The organism is Pandoraea terrae (assembly GCF_902459695.1).
Classification (GTDB): domain Bacteria; phylum Pseudomonadota; class Gammaproteobacteria; order Burkholderiales; family Burkholderiaceae; genus Pandoraea; species Pandoraea terrae.
Genome location: NZ_CABPRZ010000017.1, coordinates 1 through 20,150 on the forward strand (window position 1 = coordinate 1; position 20,150 = coordinate 20,150).

Genomic DNA, 20,150 nt, shown 5'->3' on the forward strand with positions numbered 1-20,150 from the left:
GCGGTTCGCCGGAGCGTTGACCCGCTTTCCGCGTACGTGTGTTCTGTCGGGAGCGGAAAGCGGGTCAATGCTGCGGCTGGCGCGAGCATCAATAGGCAAGAAGGGCAGTTGAGGCCGGCGCGAGCATCAACAGGCAAGAGAAGCAGTTGAGGCCGACGCGAGCATCAAATAGGCAAGACGGGCCGTCCGTCAATACTGTAGCGATATCCGCGGCCTTACGCCCCCGCCTCAAGCGCATTGAGAAATGCAGGACGCTCCCCGCCGCCGTCGATCGTGAGATTCTGCCCGGACACATACGCCGCCCCTGGCGACGCAAGAAACAGACACGCGGAAGCAATGTCCTCAGGCTCGGCCATCCGGGCGAGCGGAATCGTCCCGGCAATGCGCTCGACCGCAGCTGGATCACCGAAATGCCCTTCTCGCGCCGACGCCGTCATCACCAGACCGGGACTCACCGCCATCACGCGGACCTTCGGCGCCCATTCCACGGCGAGCGATCGCACAGCATTGAGAATCCCCGCCTTTGCTGCGCCATACGGCGTGGTGCCTGGCGAAGGACGCAGCGCGCTGACGCTGCCGATGAACAGCTGCACGCCGCCTTCCGGCTGCGCTTGCATAACCACATTCGCGTCTCGCGCAAGCTGCAACGGCGCGATCAGGTTCAGCCGCAGAATCGATTCAATCCGACGCGGCGTGAGATCGTCCATCAGTCCATAAGGCGATCCGCCCGCGTTATGCACGAGCACGTCAAGACGACCGGCGGCCTCACGCACCCGCGCGATGAGCGTCTCGATCTGCGCAGGCTCGCGAATGTCCGCCTGGACGAAATGCGCGGCACGGCCGCCGACCGCCGGCAGCGAAGCTTCGGGATCGCCATCGATGACTTGCGGATCGTCGGACGGCGGCCTCCGGCCGCAAAAGAATACATCAGCGCCCGCGCCGAGAAACGCCTCGACAATCGCCCGGCCAATGCCGCGCAAACCACCGGTGACAAGTACCGTCCGGCCCTGAAAATCGAACGCCGGGGCAGCCGGATGCGGCGGTAACTTGTTCTCGAAAGTGCTCATTGGGGGTCTTCTCCTGACGGGATCGTAACGCCTGCGCGTCCGCTGAAAATCCACTGCAACGCGACGCGCCGCACGGCAAATCTTCACCCGCCAACGCAGGGACAGCAACGTCTGTTTGGATCACTCTGCGCATCACCTTGCGAAACGATCCTCGTTAACCCCTAATGCCGCCGGACGATGCCTCACCTCGCACGCCTCGCGACAATGACGCGCAGTTCCGACCATCTCATGCCCATCACCGAAGGAGGTTTCGCATGTCGCGCTCCCCAACATCGCTTGCCGGCAAGGTCGCCGTCGTCACGGGCGCCTCACGCGGCGCCGGACGCGGCATCGCCCTCGCGCTCGGCGCAGCCGGCGCCACCGTGTTCGTCACCGGCCGCACCGAACGCGCCGGCCAAAGCGCCCTGCCCGGCACGCTGCATGCGACCGCCGCCGAGATCGATGCCGCCGGCGGACGCGGCATCGCCGCCCCCTGCGATCATCGCGACGACGCCCAGGTGGCCGCCCTCTTCGAACGCGTCGCCCGCGAGGCCGGCCGTCTCGACATCCTCGTCAATAACGCCACCTTCCTGCATGACGAACTGATCGCCCCCGGACCGTTCTGGCGCAAGCCGCTCGACATGGCCGACATCCTCGACGTGGGCCTGCGCTCGGGCTATGTCGCGAGCTGGCACGCCGCGCCACTGATGGCTGCCCAAGGACGCGGCCTGATCGCGTTCACGTCGTCGTTCGGCGCCAATTGCTATATGCATGGCCCCGCCTACGGCGCGCAGAAAGCAGGCGTGGACAAATTCGCGCGCGACATGGCCATTGACCTGCGCCCGGACGGCGTCGCCGCCGTCTCGCTGTGGATGGGCCCGCTCGACACGGAGCGCACGCGCCGTGCGGCGGCCGATCGCCCCGATGCCTACGAAGCGGTGCTCGCCCACGCGGAAACGCCGGAGTTCACGGGCCACCTGATCACGCACTTGTATAACGACCCCGCGCTGCTCGACCGTTCGGGCGAAGTCATGATTGTGGCCGAAACGGCACAAGCGTACGGCCTGCGCGATCGCGACGGCGCACAACCGCCCTCGTACCGCGAAATGCTCGGCGCGCCGCCCGCGCCGCATCCGGCCATCGTGGCTTAACTGGAGCCTTTGCATGTCTATCGAATTCTCCCCATCGTTGCCTTTCCGTGTATCGCAAGTGAAACAGTGGGACATTGAAGCAGACGTCCTCATCGTCGGCTTTGGCGCTGCAGGTGCGTGCGCCGCGATCGAAGCGTCCCGCGCGGGCGCATCGGTCGTCCTGTTCGAAGCCGCTTCCGGCAACGGCGGCACAAGCGCGCTCTCGGGCGGTGAAATCTATCTGGGCGGCAATGGCGGCACCCCGGCACAACGTGCGGCCGGCTTCACCGACGAAACCGGCGATCTGTTCCGTTATCTGATGATGGCCGGCGGCCCGGATGCCGACGAAGCGAAAGCACGGCTGTATGCCGAGGAAAGCCTCTCGCACTACGAATGGCTCGTCGCACAAGGCGTGCCGTACAAGAACACATTCGTGCCGGGCAAACTCGTCGAACCGGCAACGGACGATTGCCTCATCTGGTCCGGCAGCGAGCAAGCGTGGCCGTTTTCCGAGCAGGCGAAACCTTGCCCGCGCGGGCACACGCCGCAGTGGACCGGCTGGGGCGGCGGCCGTCTGCTGATGGACATCCTCGCCGCGCGCGTCGAGGAACTCAAGGTCGATGTTCGCTACGACAGCCGTGTGCTGGCGCTGGTAGCGGACGACGCCAACCGCGTGCACGGCCTCGTCGTGCGCAGCGACGGCGTGACGCGTTTCGCTCGGGCACGCAATGGCGTGATCCTGTGCGCCGGCGGGTTCGTGATGAACCGTGACATGGTACGCAAGCATGCGCCTCACCTGATGCGCTCCGACGACCCCATCGGCACGCCCGGCGACGACGGCACCGGCATCCGGCTCGGCATGAGTGTCGGCGGTGCGGCCATTCACATGAACGAAGCGTTCTCGAGCTTGCCGTTCTACGCGCCGGAGTCGCTCGTCAAAGGGATTATCGTGAACGAACGCGGCCAACGGTTCATTAACGAAGATGCCTATCACGGACGCATCGGCCACCATATCCTGCAGCAATTGGGCGATCGCATTTACTTGCTCGTCGACAGTGAAACGTATGAGCCGCCGATCGAACTATTGCGCGTCGGCATCGCCGCAGCGGGCGATACATGGGAGGAAGTCGAGCAGGATTTGGGGATGACGGCCGGCACGCTCACGCATACCGTCGAGACATACAACCACCACGCAGCGCAGGGGCAAGACCCGTTGTTCCACAAGGCGGCGGCGTGGCTGAAGCCGTTGACGACCGGGCCGTTCGTCGCGCTCGACTGCCGCATCGACTACGCGTTCTATCCGCACTTCACGCTGGGCGGCCTCGATACGTTGCCCAATGGACAGGTGCTGACTGACCAGCGCGAGCCGGTGCCGGGACTCTACGCAGCCGGACGCACGGCGTGCGGCCTGCCGCGTTGGGGCGGCGGCTACAGCTCGGGGATGTCGCTGGCCGACGCCACATTCTTCGGACGGCAAGCCGGCAAGCACGCGGCCACCCCCGGCGCTTGAACGCCGACGTCAGCCTGCCCGCCACTCGCCCTCGATGGCGATCTCGCTGTTGACCGAGTTGGCGATATAGCAATGCTCATGCGCGTGGTGATGGAGATCCGCAACCTCGGCATCGGCGGGCAAGCGCTCACCGGCGAAGACGATCCGGGGGCGCAGCACCACGCGCGTCATCGCTTCCTTGCCGGCGGCGTTGGTCGCCAGCAGTCCCTCGGCTGCGTCGCGATAGCTGTCGACGACAAAGCCCGCCTTCGCGGCAAGGCCGAGGAACCACAACATATGGCAGCTCGACACGGCGGCAACGAAAGCCTCTTCGGGATCGACCGCCGCAGGATCGGAAAACGGAACCCGTACCGAGTGCGGCGAACTGGAGGCCGGCACCTGCGCCCCGCCATCAAATGTCCACAGATGCGCGCGGCTGTATCGGTTGTCGGTAAATTTGCTGTCCTTGCGCTGCCACTCGACGGTGGCGGTATGCACGCTGCTCATACGATTCCTTTGTGAAAATGGCAAACGAAAGCCGCAATCGTTGCGTACGCACATGGTAGCGCCGCCGATCCGGCGGTCAAGCGCGTAACACGCCCCACACGAGGCGCACGAGTTCATCCTCGAATTCCGGCGTGCCGAGCAAGGGCGAGTCTTCCAGCGCGGCGCTGCGCAAGGTCCCCATCACGGCGCGCGTGAGCACGAAGATCGTCGCCGCCGTCGGCGCACGCAGCGCGGGCGAATCGAGCCGCGACGTCGCCACGGCGATATGTTCGGCCGCTTCGCGCATGGCCTGCATGATGTTTTCGTGATGATCGAGCTGCCATGCAAGGCGAATCATCGAGCGCTTGAATCGCCCGCCCGCCCCGAACGCTTCGATCAACACCCGCAACCGCTCACGCACGATCCGTTCGGGATCGACCCCCTCCGCCGCCCCACGCGCAAGGCGCTCGTTGAGTTCGTCCATGACGCGCCGTCGCTCGCGCGCGATCATCGCCAGCAAAATCGCCTCTTTCGTCGGGAAGTATTGATACAGCGTGCCGATCGAGAAGCCCGCCTTCTTCGCGATGCGGTTCGTCGTCAGCGAGTCCTCGCCATCCTCCTCGATAATCTGAGCCGTCGCCTCGAAAATGGTCTGGACGGTATGCTGCGCGCGCGCCTGCATCGGCCGCTTGCGCATGGCGGACGCGGTGTTTGCAGGCGTGGATGGTCTGGATGCGGTCATGGATGAAAACCTGAGCGGTATGCGAGTTGCGACGGACGGCGCTGAAACTGAATAATGCTCACATTGCCGCCACGAATCAAGACCGAAATCATGTCCGCTCATCGCCCTGCCGAGCTTTGCGCCGGCGCCCAGGCCCCCCATGTCGCCGATGCCTCGCATGCCTCTTCTGATACGGCGCTTGAGGCCGACGCGTTGTCGGACCTGACCGTGCGCAAGCTCACCGTTGATCTCGCGGCAGGCTTCGGCCGTTATTGGCACAGCGGCGACGCATTCCGGACGATGTACTACAACGCCTTGTCGATGAGCTTTCCCGTCGGCGAGCAATCGTTTATCGATTCGGTCCGCGACGCCCTGCCGCTGCTGCCCGACGATCCCCGCCATGACCGGCTGCGCGCGGATATCGCCCAGTTCATCGGGCAGGAAGCGACGCACCGGCATCTACATGAGCAATACAATGCGCAACTCGCGCGCCAGGGGCTCGTCAACCGCTGGGAGCGGTGGGCCGAACCGAAAATGCGCCTGCTGTGGCGCTGGCACGCCGCCGAGGAGACGGAGCACAAGGCCGTGGCGTTCGATCTCTACCGCGCGCTCGGGGGCAGCGAGCGGCGGCGTGTGTTGCTGTATGTCTATGTTTTGCTGATGTTCAGCGCGGAAAGCCTGGCGCAAACGGCCCTCAATCTGCATCGCGACGGCTCGCTGTTCAAGCCGGGCACGTGGTTCTCCGCGCTGACGTTCTATTTCGGCCGGGACGGCGTCGCATGGCGCTGCGCCCTGCCGATGCTGCGCTACCTGGCGCCGCGGTTTCACCCGGAGCAGCACGGAGATCGCAATCTTGCGGCACGCTGGCTTGCCGAGCACGCCGACGCGTGGCGCGCGATTCGCTGACTTCACCACCGGTTGCACCCTTCCCGCTCCGTATACCGAGTATCAAATCGCGGTGATGATCATCGCGAGGTCTCCTGATCATAATAATCACGCCCCATGATGCACAGCATCCGCTCGCTCGCCGGTCCACGAGACCGATGAGATTCACGCGCTGCACGAGACGCACGAGACGCACGAGACGACAGGAAATGCGGGAACGGCCCGCGCCGCATGGCGGGCACGACCGTGACCTCACGGGACGCACACGACAAACATAATGAGCTGGAGACACGAATGAAAAAGGCAGCATCAGGCTGGCTGCGGGGCGCGCTCGCCCTCGCGATGTGCGGTGCGGCAGGCACTGCGTTGGCGCAGTCGAACGTCACGCTGTACGGACAGGTGGACGCCTGGGCCGGTGCCGTGAAGAACCCGGGCGGCGATCGCGCCTGGACGCAGGCCGGCGGCGGCATGTCCACGTCGTTCTGGGGTTTGAAGGGTCATGAAGATCTCGGCGGCGGCCTGAAGGCGGTGTTCGCACTGGAAGACTTCTTCCTGCCGCAGAACGGCAACTTCGGCCGTTTCACCGGCGACAGCTACTTCTCGCGCAACGCCTACGTCGGCCTGGATTCGGCCACGCTGGGCCGCGTCACGATGGGGCGCCTGACGACCTCGTACTTCGTGTCGACGATCCTGTTCAATCCGTTCATCGACTCGTACACGTTCTCGCCGATGGTCTATCACACGTTCCTGGGCCAGTCCGGTCAGGGCATCGTGGGCGATTCGGGCTGGAACAACGGCGTGATGTACACGACCCCCGATTTCAAGGGCCTGTCGGGCAGCGCCTCGTACGGGTTCGGCAACAAGGCCGGCGCGAACGGACAGAACAAGTGGAGCGCGGCCGCGATGTATTTCAACGGACCGCTCGCCGCGACGGTCGCCTATCAGCAGGTCAAGTTCGACGCCGCGCCGAACGATCAGGCCGGCATCCCGGGCTTTCGCAACCAACAGGCCGTGCAGTTGGGCCTGACGTACGACTTCCAGGTCGTGAAGCTGTACGGCCAGTATCAGTACATCAAAAACACCGTGACGGGCGGCAACGTGACCGAAAATGGCGGACAACTGGGCGCCTCCGTGCCGCTCGGCGGCGGCAGCGTCATGGCCTCCTACGCGTACACGAAGAGTTCGGGGGCGTCGGATGTCAGCCGCAACACGTGGGCCGTCGGCTATGACTACAACTTATCGAAGCGCACCGACGTCTACACCGCGTATCTCTCGGACAAGGTCAGCAGCCTGACGCGCGGCGATACGTTCGGGGTGGGCATTCGCGCCAAGTTCTGAGACACTCTCGTCACGCGCGGCACGCAACTCGCGAGCCCGCCCCCCGCATGATGCAGGACAATCGCCGCCCCGCGTGTTACGCGCCGGGCGGCGACATAACAAAAATCGAAGGAGCGCAAATTGCTGACCAATTACTTCAAGCTTCAGGAGCATGGCACCAGCGTCAGGACAGAGCTGATCGCCGGTTTAACGACCTTCCTGACCATGTCGTACATCATTTTCGTCAACCCGAACATTCTCGGCACGACCGGCATGGACAAGAGCGCCGTGTTCGTGGCGACGTGCCTGGCGGCGGCGATCGGATCGGTCGTGATGGCGTTTGTCGCGAACTATCCGATCGGCATGGCGCCTGGCATGGGCCTGAACGCCTTCTTCGCCTTCACCGTCGTGGGTGCGATGGGCTACACGTGGCAACAGGCCCTCGGTGCGGTGTTCATTTCCGGCTGCCTGTTCATCATCCTGACGGTGACGGGCATTCGCTCATGGCTCATTGCCGGGGTTCCCAAATCGCTGCGCTGCGCGATCGCGGCGGGCATCGGCCTGTTCCTGGCGATCATCGCACTCGGCAACGCCGGGATTGTCGTGGCGAATCCGGCCACCAAGGTCGGTCTGGGCGACCTGCATTCGCCGACCGCGCTGCTTGCGATCTTCGGCTTTTTCCTGATCGCCGTGCTCGACGCGTTGCGCGTGCGAGGTGCCATCCTGATCGGCATTCTCGTGGTGACGGTCCTCTCGATGGTGCTGGGCCTGAACAAGTTCCAGGGCGTGTTCGCGATGCCGCCGAGCCTCGCGCCGACATTCCTGCGGCTCGATATTCCCGGCGCCCTGCAAACCGGCTTTGTCCACGTGATCCTGGCCTTCGTGCTGGTGGAAGTGTTCGACGCGACGGGCACGCTGATGGGCGTGGCCAAGCGCGCCGGTTTGCTTGAAGGCACGCACTACAAAGGGCTGGGCCGTGCGCTGTTTGCGGACAGCATCGCGATCTTCTTCGGTTCGCTGCTGGGCACGAGCAGCACGACCGCCTACGTCGAGAGCGCCTCGGGCGTGCAGGCCGGCGGCCGCACGGGCCTGACCGCACTGACGATCGCCGCGCTGTTCCTGGCTGCGTTGTTCATTGCGCCGCTGGCCGGTTCGGTCCCCGCCTATGCCGCCGCGCCTGCGCTGCTGTATGTGGCCGGCCTGATGCTGCGCGAACTGCTCGACGTGGAATGGGACGACATCACCGAAGCCACGCCTGCGGCGTTGACCGCGCTGGCGATGCCGTTCACGTACTCGATCGCCACGGGTCTGGCATTCGGTTTCATTTCGTACGCCGTGCTGAAGTTGTTCACGGGCCGCGCCAAGGACGTGCACCCGGCAGCGTGGGTCATTGCCGCGCTGTTCATCGCCAAGTACGCGTTCTTCCCAGGGTAAGCAACTGCGACGCTGTTGCGCGATCGCGGCAGCCGCGTTTCGCGCCGTCGCCCGCATTGCAGTTCCCGCAGCCGCGCCGCCCTTTCCGCAAGGATCGGGCGGCGCGGCCGATTTTGTCTGGGAAAATACCGATTCGCCGCTCGGCTGCATGCGGCGTTGATCGTTACCCATTCGGGGCAGAGATTTTTTCGGAATTTTCGGATGTCCGCTTCTCCCGGCTTTGCGCGATAATCTCCGCAGACAATCAGTGCGCCGAACGTCAGCTTCGTGTGCAAAGCAAGCTTCGCCCGCGTCATCTCCCCCAGCAGGTTCAATGCCCCCCTCGACTCCTTTGCGTCCCGCCGCTGTGGAGCCGACCTTTCAATGCGGGCAAGGCGTTTGACCATGACTACTCAAGACCTCATCCAGCACCTGACTCAAGTGCAAGAATCCGCCGCCGAACAGAACGCGGTCGAGGAGATATCGCAGTTGGAGCTTGAGAAAATTACCGGTGCTGGCGGCAACTGGTTCGCCAATGCGACATGGACGAAATCCATCTAATCGCAATCTTATAAAAGGCTGACGTGCCGCCACGGGGTCAATCGGCCCCGGGGTAACCCGTTGCGAAAGGAGACTTAGGATGCGTCACGTTGAAATCATCCTGAAGGTCACGGAGCGATGCAACCTCAATTGCAGGTACTGTTACTTCTTCAACAAAGAAAACAAAGATTTTGAAGAAAACCCCGCACTGATTTCAGTCTCGACCGTAGAGAACCTTGTGCGTTTCCTACGAACATCTAACTACCAAATCGCCGAAACCGTTTTCCAAATAGATCTTCACGGAGGAGAACCGCTGCTACTTGGACCGGGGCGATTCTCCGAGCTTGTATCCATCATTGAGAACGGCTTGCATGACGCTAGAGAAGTCCGTTTCACCGTGCAAACTAATGCGACGATGCAGCCCCCTGCATGTCCTGTGTTTGGAAGAACATTTGCCAACATGTGACAAGTGTCGACACCCCGCTACATCGCATAAAAGGCGGGGTTTCCGATCAACCATCGGTCTACTGTGATGCCTTGAAGCAGGGCTACCTTAGATGCACAGAGTACCTTGCAAAACGAGGTACGCCGATCAGCCAAATCTCGAAGAATCTCATTTCCACTGACCAATTCCAAGCCCAATGAGACTCCTCAAAGCCCTCACCATCGCAATTTCAGTGGCCTTTCTCAAGCTCCCGTCCCAAGGATACGCGAGCGACCGAAGCTGCGCTAACGACTGGCCGAACAGCTCTGTTCGGTTCGACAGCGAAATCCTGTACGCGAATCAGGATCGAAAGACAGGCCCATTTGTCCGAGTTCAAATCAATGGCAAGACCGTATCAATGATGTTGGATACGGGTTCAAACATCAATCTCTTGTGGGACACGTCCGTCCTGGATGAGTCCCCTGGAGAACATCGACAGCGAGTCGACTTCATCGCCTCGTCGACGGACGCGCGAAAAGTGGGAGCTGCACTATCTGATAGCCACGGAAACCTCTCGCACCAGCAGTTCTACGTACTCCCCAACTCAACGCTTTCTGGAGACGGATACTCGGGAATCCTGAGCCCTCAGGCTGTTGCAGGCAGTCACGCGACCATCATTGACTTCGAACAGAACTGCTTCTTCATCAGTCCAGCATTTGAAATCCGCCCTGATATGCGCTTTCATGTGTTTCGCGGAACGACCATTCCGAACCCGTACGGTGTCATGGCTATTCCCCTTGAAATCGAGGGAGGGAAGATTCCCATCATCGTCGACTCCGCCGCATCAGAATCTACCATCCTTTCAACATTGGTCGCGACCAGGCCCAAGGGGCCCAAGAGTCCTAGATTGATGGACGTGATAGGAACCGAAATCCCCGCAGGAGTGCGAATGCGCCTTGTCGACCTCAAGATCAATGGGCAAGATTTTAGATCGCATCCGGTTATTCCCAAGTCCGCGATCAGCACCGCAGGGGTTACCGCCCTCGGCGCAGTAGGAATGGACATTCTGAAAGATCGCATCGTCTATTACCACGGCGCGCTACATCAGTTTACTCTCCTGAACCGTCGAGCAACGCCCCCCTCCACCGCAGTAAAACTCGATGACCGTATCGAGTAGCTGACCATAAGCATATGTTCCGAAAGGCAGCTCTCGACGCGAATCGGTCCCGACCTCTGGGCGACGTCATTGCCGCTCGGCCACCATCGTTGAAATTCGCGACGGCATTTTCCGTGGCGGCGTCTGGGGTATTGCTGGGGATCTTTGTGATGGGCAGCTATACGCAAAGGTCGTCCGTCGTCGGCCATCTTGTACCCCGGAGCGGCATTGCCAAGCTCTCCTCCCCCTCCCCGGGAACGGTCAAGGAGATGCTTGTTACGGATGGACAAGCCGTCAAGGGCGGCGACGTGCTTCTCATTGTCTCCGGTGAACGGCGAGATAGTAACGGCAATGCAACATTGGCCACCGTCTCACAGCAAATTTCGACGCGACGAGATCAGCTCGCGCAAGACCTGCAATCTATGGAAAAAGGTCATGGCATCCAGGTAAGTCAGCTGCAAAATCGTGTCACGTCTCAATCAAGAGAAATCGCCAAGCTTGACGAACTGATCGCCGATCATCGGCAACTCGTCACCTTGGCGCGGGCGAGCGCGAACCGATATCGACAACTCCACGTGCTGGACGCCGCTTCGAAGGAGCAAGCGCAACAGGCGAAAGCACAGTTCCTGGAGCGGCAAAGTCGTCTGCACACCCTTGAGCGCGACCGGCTCATAGCCAGTAGGGAACTTGCTGACGCTGAGAGCGCGTTAGCGTCGCTGCCACACAAATATCAGACAGAACGATCTCAACTTGAGAGGCAACTGGTGACGCTTTCGCAGGCGCTGGCAGAGAACGAAGTTGCCCGAGAATTTTCCGTGATAGCACCTGTGGACGGCACCGCTACGGCTGTGGTGACTCACTTGGGGCAGCGCGTTATCGAAAACAAGCATCTCGTATCGATCATTCCGATCGACCAACCCCTGGAAGCGCATCTCTATGTCCAAAGCGAAGCCGTGGGACTCCTGAAGCCCGAGATTCCGGTGACGCTGCGCTACCGGGCCTTCCCGTACCAAAAATTCGGTTTGCAAAAGGGACGCATTCTTTCCATTTCGGAGACCTCCGCACCTCCCGACGAGATCACGGACATCGCCCCCTACCACGGCCTTGCAAATGAACATGGGCCGCTATTTCTGGTGAAGGTCCGGCTTGATCGCCAGTGGGTTTCCGGCGTGCACGGCGAGGTGCTTCGCCTTCGAGCCGGCATGCTGCTTGACGCCAACATCGCACGCGAGACACGGCGACTCCACGAATGGGCTTTTGCGCCGCTATACCGGATAAGAGACAAGTTATGAATATGGAGGCTCGGGGCGCTACAAAAGCACGACTCTCCTTTCGACGACATCGCGCCATGCCGTCGATCCTTCAGACGGAAAGTGCCGAATGCGGGTTGGCCTGTATCGCCATGGTCGTCAGTCACTTTGGGCATCGCGTGGGGCTACCGGAGATGCGCAAGCGCTTCTCCATGTCACAGAAAGGTGGGAGTTTCGGCGACTTGATCCAGGTCGCCCGTCGAATGCATCTGGCAAGCCGTGCGGTAAAACTCGACCTGACGTCTCTCGACAAGTTGAAGACGCCCTGCATCCTCCACTGGGAATTTAATCACTTCGTCGTGCTTGAACGGGTCAAAGCAGGCTTGGCCCATATCCATGATCCGGCTCACGGGTTCCGCAAAGTTTCAATGGAAATCGTTTCGCGCAGCTTCACCGGAGCGGCACTCGAACTCTGGCCGACCGGCGAGTTCCGGCAAGGCGTCGAACGAGAGGCCGTAAGCCTGTCTCGTTTGATTGGATCGCTCACGGGGCTACGCGGGACTTTCGCCCAACTCCTTACCCTGTCTTTCTCGTTGGAGATTTTTGTTCTCGCCGCACCGTTTTTCATTCAATGGACGCTCGATCACGCGGTCCCATCAGGCGACCGGGACCTGATGCTTCTCCTGGCCATCGGCTTTCTCACACTTGCGATGTGTCAGCACGTAACAGCCGTTATGCGATCCTGGTTACTGATGTATCTGGGCGCATCGTGGAATGTACGCTGGTGCTCCAACATCTTTTCCCACCTCATCCGACTACCAGTCGATTATTTCATTAAGCGCCACTTGGGAGACTTGATCTCGAAGTTCGGCGCCGTCGACGAAATCCAGCGCACCGTTACCACATCCTTTCTCGAAGGCACGCTCGACGGCGTCATGACGTTCCTGACGCTCCTGCTGATGTTTCTCTATAGTCCGACACTTGCCGCTGTCGTATGCCTGAGCGCCGCACTATACACGTTGGTCCGCGTGCTTTGGTTCAGCCCGCTGCGTGCTGCGGTGCAAACGCACTTGATCCACGCGTCGAAACAGCAGACCCATTTTCTGGAAACACTCCGGGGAATACGAGCCATCAAATTATTCTCACGCGAGGACGAGCGCCGTTCCGCCTGGTTGTCATTGCTTGCCGATCAGGTCAACGCAGACATTTGCGTGCAAAGGCTTACCCTCCTGTACAAACATTCGAATGGACTCCTCTCCAGCCTCGAGAACATTCTTATCGTATGGTTGGGAGCCGCTTTCGTCATCGATGGTCAGTTGACGATTGGCGCATTAATGGCTTTCATTGCGTACAAAATGCAGTTTCAAACCCGCGTGAGCTCGCTTATCGACAAAGTCGCAGATTACCGCATGCTTTCCGTACAGGCGGATCGGCTATCCGATATTGCTTTGGCCAAGGCCGAGGACATCGAGGACGCCCCCCGTTCCACCGAAATCATCACCGAGGTCCGGGTAGATGTGTCGAATCTCGGCTTTCGTTACGGCGACTTCGAACCACGAATTCTCGAAGGTGTCAGTTTCACGATTCACCCTGGGGAGTCTGTCGCCATCACGGGGCCATCCGGCTGCGGAAAATCGACGTTGGCGCACCTGCTGTTGGGCATCCTCACGCCCACGGCAGGAGAAATCGTGCTAACCGGCGCCCAGAGCAAGCACATGGACGCTCATGCGCTGCGCCGAGCGTTCGGCACGGTCATGCAAGATGACATGCTGCTGGCCGGCTCACTGTCCGAGAACATCAGCTTCTTCGCCCCGGACGCCGACATGACGTGGGTCGTGGCATGCGCGGAGTTGGCATGCATTCATGATGAAATTCAGGCGCTACCAATGCGATATGACACGCTCGTCGGCGACATGGGGAGCGTTTTGTCCGGCGGCCAAAAGCAGCGAATACTGCTGGCCAGGGCACTTTACAAGAAACCTGCCTGCCTATTGCTCGACGAAGCGACCAGTCATCTCGACATTGCATGCGAGCGCCAAGTCAACGCAGCCGTGCGCTCCCTGAAAATGACCCGGATCATCATTGCGCATCGGCCGGAAACGATCGCCAGTGCGGATCGCGTGCTGCGTTTGGAACACGGGAAAATCGTCAGCAGCTGATGGCCGCACCAACGACGAAAGCCGGCGCCGCACAATAATCCTGCGCCTGCTCGACGATATTTCTGACATCACAACCTGTCAACCGCGACGGCCCCCGTCATTGCGAAGTCCCCGTCACGCACGCGCTGCAGCAATCAAATCGGCGAGTGCGGCACGTTGCCGCCCGTTTCTGTCGAAATTTTCCGACGTGAGCCACTGCTCGAAGCCGCGGCTGATCGCCGGCCATTCGCCGTCAACGATCGAGAACCACGCGGTATCGCGGCTGCGCCCCTTGTAGACGATCGCCTGACGGAAAATGCCCTCGAACTGGAAGCCATAGCGTAATGCCGCGCGGCGCGAGGGCGCGTTCAGGGCATCGCATTTCCACTCGTAGCGGCGATAGCCGAGCTCGTCGAACACTCGGCGCATCAGCAGATACTGCGCTTCGGTGCCTGCGCGCGTACGCTTGACCAACGGCGAATACGCAACATGCCCGACTTCAATCACGCCGTTGGCAGCATCGATGCGCATCAGCGCGAGCGTGCCGATGGCGCGGCCCGTTTCCAGATCGATGATCGCGTGATGCAGCGGATCGCTCGACACCGCCTGTCGCGATGCCGTGTCCCAGTAGGCTTCGAAATCGGAAAACGGTCCCGTCGACATGTAGGTCCAGTCGCGGCCGTCCTCGGCACACGCATAGGCCTCATAGAGATCGCGTGCGTGACGCTCGACATCCAGCGGCTCCAGACGGCAGTATCGGCCTGTGAGCGGTGTGCGCGGCGGTTGCGCCCGCGGCTTCCAGGCCGGTACCTCCGGCCCCACGGGTTGATCAAATTCGTTGAAAGCCCCGGCTTGCACTGTCATGAAACACATCCCCCAGAGAAATCGGTCAGCGCGAGAACATCTCGCGATAGTGGCAAGGTAACGCATCAGTGGTACGATAAAAAGCACCAGCACTTTATATTTCCTTGGTGCCATGACTGTCTTGCGCTCCCGTGCCGCCGCGTCGCCGTCTCCGGGCGGCCCGGATGACGTCTCCGCCCTGCTCTTCAGCCCGCTCGCCGCTCAGACAGGGCGCGGCAATTCGTTGCAAAAGCAGCTGCTCGGCCGCATGAAGCGGGCGATTCTCGATGGCCGGCTGCCGGCTGGCGCGCGGCTGCCGTCTTCGCGCACGCTGGCGGACGAACTGTCGGTCTCGCGCAATACCGTATCGATCGTCTACGAGCAGCTCGCGGCCGAAGGTTTCGTCGTCGCGCATCGCCAAGGCACCCGGGTTGCCGCCTTGTCGATCAAGCCGCATCGCGCGGGGTCCGCCCATGGGGCGCAGGCGAACGGCGTCCGTGCTCCCGATCAGCCTAATGGCGATCGCGCGGCCGATCGCGCGCGCGGGCCGATCGAGGCGGCCAAGGCCGGGGAAAGCCCGGCGCGCTCGCTTGACGACGCGCCGCGCGACGGCGCCGCCAACGATATGGCGGGCCGCGTGTCGCGGCGCGTCGCCCGCCTGCCCGCCTCGTATCGGGCAGCGCGCGCCGACGAAACGCCGCCGGCGTTCACCCCGGGCGTACCGGCGTTGACGCAATTTCCTGCCGGCGCCTGGCGCAGAACGCTCGACCGCGTCATGCGTTCGGCGCCGGCCCGCGTCTACGGCTACGGCGATCCGGCCGGCGAACCGGCGCTGCGCGAGGCCATTGCGGAGCACCTGCGCATCTCGCGCGGCGTGCGTTGCGACGGCGCACAGGTTGTCGTGACCGAAGGCGCGCAGGAAGCGTTGATGTTGTGCGTGAGGCTGCTGGTTGATCCGGGCGATACCGTGTGGCTCGAAGATCCGGGCTACCGGGGTGCGAAAACGGCCTTTCATGCCGGCGACCTGCGGCTGGTGCCGCTGCGCGTTGACGACGAAGGCGTGACGGTGCCGCCCGGCTTGTGGGACACCGCGCCGCCCAGGCTCGTCTACACCACGCCATCGCATCAGTATCCGCTCGGCGCGGTGTTGTCCGCGGCGCGGCGGCTCGACATGATCGCGCATGCGCGGCGCTGCGGCGCCTGGCTCATCGAAGATGATTACGACAGCGAATTCCGTCACCAAGGCGAGCCGATCGCGGCGATGCAGGGGCTCGTACCCGACGCGCCCGTGCTCTACGTCGGCACCTTCAGCAAGACAATGTTCCCGGCACTGCGCATCGGATTTCTCGTGCTGCCGCCGGCGCTGGCCGAACGCGCGGGGGGCGCGATGGGCGAATTGCTGCGCGGCGGCCATCGTTTCGAGCAGTTGGCGCTTGCGGAATTCATACGTAACGGACAGTTCGCCAGACACCTCGGCCGCATGCGCCGGCTGTACCGGGAACGCCAGATTGCGTTGCGCGAAGCGTTAGCGCGTCACCTCGACCCGGCTTATGCAGTCATCGGCGAGCGCTGCGGCCTGCATCTGACCGTACGCCTTGCACCATCGTACTGCGACATCGACATCGTGGCGGCAGCGCAGCGCGAAGGGATGAACCCGCGCGCGTTGTCGAGCTTCGCGCTTGCCCCTCGGCCCGAGGATAACGGGCTCGTCATCGGCTACGGCGATACGGACGCTGTGCGCATCGAGCCGCTGGTGCGGCGGCTGGCAGAATTGGTGGCCGACGCCGGCCGCGCGGCCCCCGCGTGACACGCAGGACCAGGATTACGCGCGGCGTGCCATCCACAATGTCAGCACGACCGCAGCCAGCGCCGCCCCTGCTGCGCACAAATACACCTCCGCGTAGCCGAAATGGCTGACGATCAAGCCGGCAACCGGGCCGGTCACGCCGAGCGCCACGTCGAGAAACACGGAATACGCGCCCAGCGCCGCGCCGCGATTCTGCGCCGGCACCAGGTTCACGGCAGCCACGCCGAGCGACGGGAAGACCAGTGAGAACCCCGCACCGGCCAGTGCTGCGGCAAGCAGCGCGGACAGCGCCGACGGGGCGAGCCACAAGAGCGTGAGGCCAAGCGCTTCGACCGCAAACGACACGACCGCCACACGGTAGCCACCGAAGCGGCCAATGCTGCTGCCGAACGCCAGACGCACGCCCATGAAACACAGGCCGAACGCCGTGAGCGCCAATGCGGCGTTCTGCCACTGGTGGCTGGCGTAATAGAGCGTGATGAATGTCGAGATCGAGCCGAAGCCGATCGAGCCGAGTGCCAGGCCCAGGCCGAACGGCATGACGCGGCCAAGCACGGCGGAGAAGGCGAGACGTTCGCCGTGCACGACCGGCGTCGGCCGCTTGGTCCGCGCCAGCAACAGGCCGGCGACGCCGGCGGCGGCGATTGCCGCGCCAAGCGCTTCGAGGCCGAAGCCGCTATTGAGCGCAACGCCCAGCGGGGCGCCGAGTGCGAGCGCACCATACGTGGCGATGCCATTCCACGAGATCACGCGCGCGGTGTGCGACGGGCCAACTTGCCCGATCCCCCACATAATCGCGCCGGTCGACACCCAGCTTTCGCCGAAACCGAGCGCGAACCGGCTCCCGACGAGCAGTGTCAGCGACAACCACGGCAGGGATGCGGCCGTCCCCGCCGCCGCCACCAGCAATCCGGACGCACCGCACGACACCAGACCGCACAGCACCGTGCGCTTCGGCCCCCAGGCGTCGGCCGTACGCCCCGCGTAGGGGCGGCTCAGCAGCGTCGCCAGGTACTGTACGCTGATCGCAAGACCGGCAATGACCGAACTGTACGCGAGATCGACGTGCACGAACGACGGCAGCACCGCAAGCGGCAGGCCGATGGTCAGATAACACAGGAAGGTGAAAAACACCGTCGAGACGATCTGAAAGGTCGTCGCGGCGTGACCGGCCGCGGGCGCGGCAGGCGACATCTTGAGGCAAGTATCGTTGGACATGCTGGGGGGCAGACTCGGGGAAGCGGCGTGAAAACCGGAACATCTTGAAACCCCGGAATGCACCACGCCCAAGCAGCGGGCAAGCGTTACCCGGGCGAGTGCATACTAGGGTTTTCCCGGATGATACGCCGATTTCCCAAAACGTGCCGGGCGGTGTCAAAACCGTCGCAAAGCGGCGACATGCGCCGAACTAGTCCCCGCCGTACGTCGAGCGCCCCGGCCAGTCAATGCCGCCGAACAGCGCGGCCGACCGGCTGGATGCCCCGGCCGGAGACGGCATCGCGGCATAGGGCAGCGCCAGCGGGCACGGATGGATGTCCTGTGCCCGGCGCGGCTGGCTCAGCGTCAGCGTCTTCCACACATCGTTGGCCGCGGCGAAGCGCGGTGTAGCCAGCAGCGGCGGGTTCTGCCGCCGCACGATCGGCGCAAGCGTCTTGGCGATGGCGACGTGGTCGTAGAACGTATGGTCGACGGTGCCGGCCTTCACATAGGGTGAGACGACGATTGCAGGTACGCGGAATCCATACTTGTCGAAACGGAACCCGCGCTGCGTCAATGGCGTGGGCGCGGTTGGAGTCAAGCGCTGGGCCGGGGGCACCACGGTGTCGTCCGGGATCACGTGATCAAAGAAGCCGCCGTGCTCGTCGAACACGATCAGCAGCATGCTTTCTTCCCAATAGCGCGACGCCACCAGCGCGTTATAGACCGAAGCGACGAGCGCCTCGCCCGCGCGCACGTCGCCGCACGGGTGCATCGACTCCCCGTTGCGGAAATTGCCGAACGGATCGTAAGTCGGCTCGATGAAGATGAAATTGGCGTCGAGCTGGCCGACCTGCAACTTGGTGATGAGATCCTGGTGTGTCAGGAAGCGCGCATAGTTGCGCTCGATACCCTTGATCGACCACGCCTGCGGCACGTCGCCGTGGGCGACCAGCCACTCCTGCGGCGTGATGCGCGTGAACAGCGAATCGCTGCCGTTGCCGAAGCGGGCGCCGTCGAACAGGTTGGCTTCGGCCGTCTGGACACCGCTCGGCGAATGATCGAGCCCCCACGAAGTCCCGGCGAGCGCGAAGAAGCGATTGGGCCACGTCGGACCCGGCATCGACGCGAACCAGCGGTCGCACACCGCAAACTGCCCCGCCAGGAAATTGAGCACCGGCAATTGGTCAGGGGTGAAGCAGCGCAGCGCGCTGGCCACATCGAACTGGTGCGCGCCGAGATCGTACGCAAAGCCCAGCTTGTCCGGGGCGGTCGCCAGCGGCTTGTAGAAGCCGCCAGGCAGCGTGAAGTCGTCCCTGACGCACGAAAGGCTTGGCACCACACCGGCGCCGCACATTTGCGCGAGCACATCGGAGAACTCATGCCCCGGGTCGAAATTCAAGCGAAACGGCGCGCCCTGACCGACGGAATACGCGTGGCCGTTGCCGTCGACGTTGACGATCGGCGGCTTGCCGAGCAGCCCGTCGGCACGCGTGGGGGTGCCGTCAGGCGTCCAGCCTTGCAGATCGGACCAACCGAAAATATTGTCGTACGAACGGTTTTCGAGCATCAGCACGAAAAGACGCTGGATTGGCGGCATGTCGGATGTCCGTGGAGCGGGTCAGCCAGCCTGGAAAATCTTGGCAAGCTTGTTGACGCCGTATGGCGCGAAGAGCGTCGCCCCCGAGACAAAAAATGCCCAGGCGCCGTTTGCGGCGTCGAGGTCGCGTCCATTGCATAACTGCCAGACGACGTAATAACCAATGCCGGAGAAGAATGTGCCGAGGATGACCGTTCCGACCAACGCGATCAGGCGCGACGTGCTCGCGACCAACGGCGGCGCCTGCCCCGCCGCCGGCGTCGGCGTGCCTGGCGGCAGGCTCGCTTCCTCGGACAACGCGTCCGCGAGGCTCCACCCCTGGCGCCTCAGGGTCTTCACGATCAGCAACAGGCTTGCGAAAAGTACGATCGTCATGCCGACGAAGATCGAGACGATCAGCGGCCTCGGCAACACCACGGGCGCAGCCGCCGTCGCTGCCGCCAGCGCCGAACTCGCCGCCCCGGGGAGGGTATCCGCCGCCAGCGCCACGGCCGGTGCGCTGGCGCCAAGTGCACCTAGCGCGGCGCCGAGCCGCCAGCGCTTGCGAAACGGAGCAGCGCACGTGGTTGCGCCGATGACAACACGATGGGCGAGGCGTCGTTGCATGTTGGCACTCCTTGCGAGCGTCGGCCGAGTCAGCCGACATCCGTTTAGGTCGCCTTATTGTAATCCAGACCCCGGGGCCTGTTCACGCGAATATCGCGCTCG

General features: G+C 62.9%; 18 protein-coding genes. 11 read left to right on the forward strand and 7 right to left on the reverse strand.

Annotated features, from left to right (window positions below; translation table 11 throughout):
• Positions 1-215 precede the first annotated feature (215 nt).
• A complete protein-coding gene (locus PTE30175_RS18415) occupies positions 216-1,067 on the reverse strand; it encodes an SDR family oxidoreductase (RefSeq protein ID WP_150698527.1) in 852 nt (283 codons plus the stop codon).
• Between the two features lie 254 nt (positions 1,068-1,321).
• Here PTE30175_RS18415 and PTE30175_RS18420 point away from each other — a divergent pair, with 254 nt between their 5' ends.
• On the forward strand, positions 1,322-2,197 hold the full coding sequence (locus PTE30175_RS18420) for an SDR family NAD(P)-dependent oxidoreductase (protein WP_150698528.1): 876 nt from the start codon (positions 1,322-1,324) through the stop codon (positions 2,195-2,197).
• A gap of 13 nt (positions 2,198-2,210) precedes the next feature.
• Positions 2,211-3,686 (forward strand): FAD-dependent oxidoreductase, encoded by a 1,476-nt coding sequence (locus tag PTE30175_RS18425; RefSeq protein WP_150698529.1) that lies wholly within the window; start codon positions 2,211-2,213, stop codon positions 3,684-3,686.
• A 9-nt stretch (positions 3,687-3,695) separates the two neighbouring features.
• Here the strand turns inward: PTE30175_RS18425 and PTE30175_RS18430 are convergent, their stop codons facing one another.
• On the reverse strand, positions 3,696-4,172 hold the full coding sequence (locus PTE30175_RS18430) for an OsmC family protein (protein ID WP_150698530.1): 477 nt from the start codon (positions 4,170-4,172) through the stop codon (positions 3,696-3,698).
• 76 nt (positions 4,173-4,248) lie between these two features.
• Entirely contained in the window at positions 4,249-4,893 is a 645-nt protein-coding gene (locus tag PTE30175_RS18435) for a TetR/AcrR family transcriptional regulator (RefSeq protein WP_224788850.1), read from the reverse strand.
• Positions 4,894-4,983: 90 nt separating this feature from the next.
• Between PTE30175_RS18435 and PTE30175_RS18440 the strand changes: the two genes are divergently transcribed.
• The 8 genes from PTE30175_RS18440 (at position 4,984) to PTE30175_RS18470 (ending at position 14,016) form a co-directional block, all read left to right on the forward strand.
• Complete coding sequence (locus PTE30175_RS18440; RefSeq protein ID WP_150698531.1) at positions 4,984-5,778, forward strand: metal-dependent hydrolase; 795 nt, start codon at positions 4,984-4,986, stop codon at positions 5,776-5,778.
• 273 nt (positions 5,779-6,051) lie between these two features.
• Positions 6,052-7,095, forward strand: a complete 1,044-nt coding sequence (locus tag PTE30175_RS18445) for a porin (RefSeq protein WP_150698532.1) — start codon at positions 6,052-6,054, stop codon at positions 7,093-7,095.
• A gap of 120 nt (positions 7,096-7,215) precedes the next feature.
• The gene (locus PTE30175_RS18450; RefSeq protein WP_150698533.1) at positions 7,216-8,508 is read left to right on the forward strand and encodes an NCS2 family permease; all 1,293 of its coding nucleotides are present in this window, start codon (positions 7,216-7,218) and stop codon (positions 8,506-8,508) included.
• A 384-nt stretch (positions 8,509-8,892) separates the two neighbouring features.
• Entirely contained in the window at positions 8,893-9,048 is a 156-nt protein-coding gene (locus PTE30175_RS28295) for a hypothetical protein (protein ID WP_191629132.1), read from the forward strand.
• Positions 9,049-9,127: 79 nt separating this feature from the next.
• The gene (locus PTE30175_RS18455; protein WP_150698534.1) at positions 9,128-9,493 is read left to right on the forward strand and encodes a radical SAM protein; all 366 of its coding nucleotides are present in this window, start codon (positions 9,128-9,130) and stop codon (positions 9,491-9,493) included.
• Between the two features lie 175 nt (positions 9,494-9,668).
• Positions 9,669-10,628, forward strand: a complete 960-nt coding sequence (locus PTE30175_RS18460; protein ID WP_150698535.1) for a pepsin/retropepsin-like aspartic protease family protein — start codon at positions 9,669-9,671, stop codon at positions 10,626-10,628.
• Between the two features lie 89 nt (positions 10,629-10,717).
• A complete protein-coding gene (locus PTE30175_RS18465) occupies positions 10,718-11,899 on the forward strand; it encodes an HlyD family secretion protein (RefSeq protein ID WP_191629133.1) in 1,182 nt (393 codons plus the stop codon).
• 56 nt (positions 11,900-11,955) lie between these two features.
• The gene (locus PTE30175_RS18470; RefSeq protein WP_191629134.1) at positions 11,956-14,016 is read left to right on the forward strand and encodes a peptidase domain-containing ABC transporter; all 2,061 of its coding nucleotides are present in this window, start codon (positions 11,956-11,958) and stop codon (positions 14,014-14,016) included.
• Between the two features lie 114 nt (positions 14,017-14,130).
• Here the strand turns inward: PTE30175_RS18470 and PTE30175_RS18475 are convergent, their stop codons facing one another.
• A complete protein-coding gene (locus PTE30175_RS18475; protein WP_150698538.1) occupies positions 14,131-14,859 on the reverse strand; it encodes a GNAT family N-acetyltransferase in 729 nt (242 codons plus the stop codon).
• Between the two features lie 112 nt (positions 14,860-14,971).
• Between PTE30175_RS18475 and pdxR the strand changes: the two genes are divergently transcribed.
• Positions 14,972-16,645 carry a MocR-like pyridoxine biosynthesis transcription factor PdxR gene (gene pdxR, locus PTE30175_RS18480; protein ID WP_150698539.1) on the forward strand — a complete coding sequence of 558 codons (1,674 nt, stop codon included), beginning with the start codon at positions 14,972-14,974 and terminating at the stop codon, positions 16,643-16,645.
• A 15-nt stretch (positions 16,646-16,660) separates the two neighbouring features.
• Here the strand turns inward: pdxR and PTE30175_RS18485 are convergent, their stop codons facing one another.
• The 3 genes from PTE30175_RS18485 to PTE30175_RS18495 form a co-directional block, all read right to left on the reverse strand.
• Positions 16,661-17,863, reverse strand: coding sequence for an MFS transporter (locus PTE30175_RS18485; protein ID WP_150698540.1), 1,203 nt, complete (start codon positions 17,861-17,863; stop codon positions 16,661-16,663).
• 190 nt (positions 17,864-18,053) lie between these two features.
• Positions 18,054-19,442, reverse strand: coding sequence for an alkaline phosphatase family protein (locus tag PTE30175_RS18490; RefSeq protein WP_150698541.1), 1,389 nt, complete (start codon positions 19,440-19,442; stop codon positions 18,054-18,056).
• A 21-nt stretch (positions 19,443-19,463) separates the two neighbouring features.
• The gene (locus tag PTE30175_RS18495; protein WP_191629135.1) at positions 19,464-20,048 is read right to left on the reverse strand and encodes a hypothetical protein; all 585 of its coding nucleotides are present in this window, start codon (positions 20,046-20,048) and stop codon (positions 19,464-19,466) included.
• Positions 20,049-20,150: the final 102 nt, after the last annotated feature.

What these genes read in the sequence shown, in the direction of transcription:
- PTE30175_RS18415 (WP_150698527.1), bottom strand. Translation starts at nt 1,067, where the DNA reads ATGAGCACTTTCGAGAACAAGTTACCGCCGCATCCGGCTGCCCCGGCG.
- PTE30175_RS18420 (WP_150698528.1), top strand. Translation starts at nt 1,322, where the DNA reads ATGTCGCGCTCCCCAACATCGCTTGCCGGCAAGGTCGCCGTCGTCACG.
- PTE30175_RS18425 (WP_150698529.1), top strand. Translation starts at nt 2,211, where the DNA reads ATGTCTATCGAATTCTCCCCATCGTTGCCTTTCCGTGTATCGCAAGTG.
- PTE30175_RS18430 (WP_150698530.1), bottom strand. Translation starts at nt 4,172, where the DNA reads ATGAGCAGCGTGCATACCGCCACCGTCGAGTGGCAGCGCAAGGACAGC.
- PTE30175_RS18435 (WP_224788850.1), bottom strand. Translation starts at nt 4,893, where the DNA reads ATGACCGCATCCAGACCATCCACGCCTGCAAACACCGCGTCCGCCATG.
- PTE30175_RS18440 (WP_150698531.1), top strand. Translation starts at nt 4,984, where the DNA reads ATGTCCGCTCATCGCCCTGCCGAGCTTTGCGCCGGCGCCCAGGCCCCC.
- PTE30175_RS18445 (WP_150698532.1), top strand. Translation starts at nt 6,052, where the DNA reads ATGAAAAAGGCAGCATCAGGCTGGCTGCGGGGCGCGCTCGCCCTCGCG.
- PTE30175_RS28295 (WP_191629132.1), top strand. Translation starts at nt 8,893, where the DNA reads ATGACTACTCAAGACCTCATCCAGCACCTGACTCAAGTGCAAGAATCC.
- PTE30175_RS18455 (WP_150698534.1), top strand. Translation starts at nt 9,128, where the DNA reads ATGCGTCACGTTGAAATCATCCTGAAGGTCACGGAGCGATGCAACCTC.
- PTE30175_RS18460 (WP_150698535.1), top strand. Translation starts at nt 9,669, where the DNA reads ATGAGACTCCTCAAAGCCCTCACCATCGCAATTTCAGTGGCCTTTCTC.
- PTE30175_RS18470 (WP_191629134.1), top strand. Translation starts at nt 11,956, where the DNA reads ATGCCGTCGATCCTTCAGACGGAAAGTGCCGAATGCGGGTTGGCCTGT.
- PTE30175_RS18475 (WP_150698538.1), bottom strand. Translation starts at nt 14,859, where the DNA reads ATGACAGTGCAAGCCGGGGCTTTCAACGAATTTGATCAACCCGTGGGG.
- pdxR (WP_150698539.1), top strand. Translation starts at nt 14,972, where the DNA reads ATGACTGTCTTGCGCTCCCGTGCCGCCGCGTCGCCGTCTCCGGGCGGC.
- PTE30175_RS18485 (WP_150698540.1), bottom strand. Translation starts at nt 17,863, where the DNA reads ATGTCCAACGATACTTGCCTCAAGATGTCGCCTGCCGCGCCCGCGGCC.
- PTE30175_RS18490 (WP_150698541.1), bottom strand. Translation starts at nt 19,442, where the DNA reads ATGCCGCCAATCCAGCGTCTTTTCGTGCTGATGCTCGAAAACCGTTCG.
- PTE30175_RS18495 (WP_191629135.1), bottom strand. Translation starts at nt 20,048, where the DNA reads ATGCAACGACGCCTCGCCCATCGTGTTGTCATCGGCGCAACCACGTGC.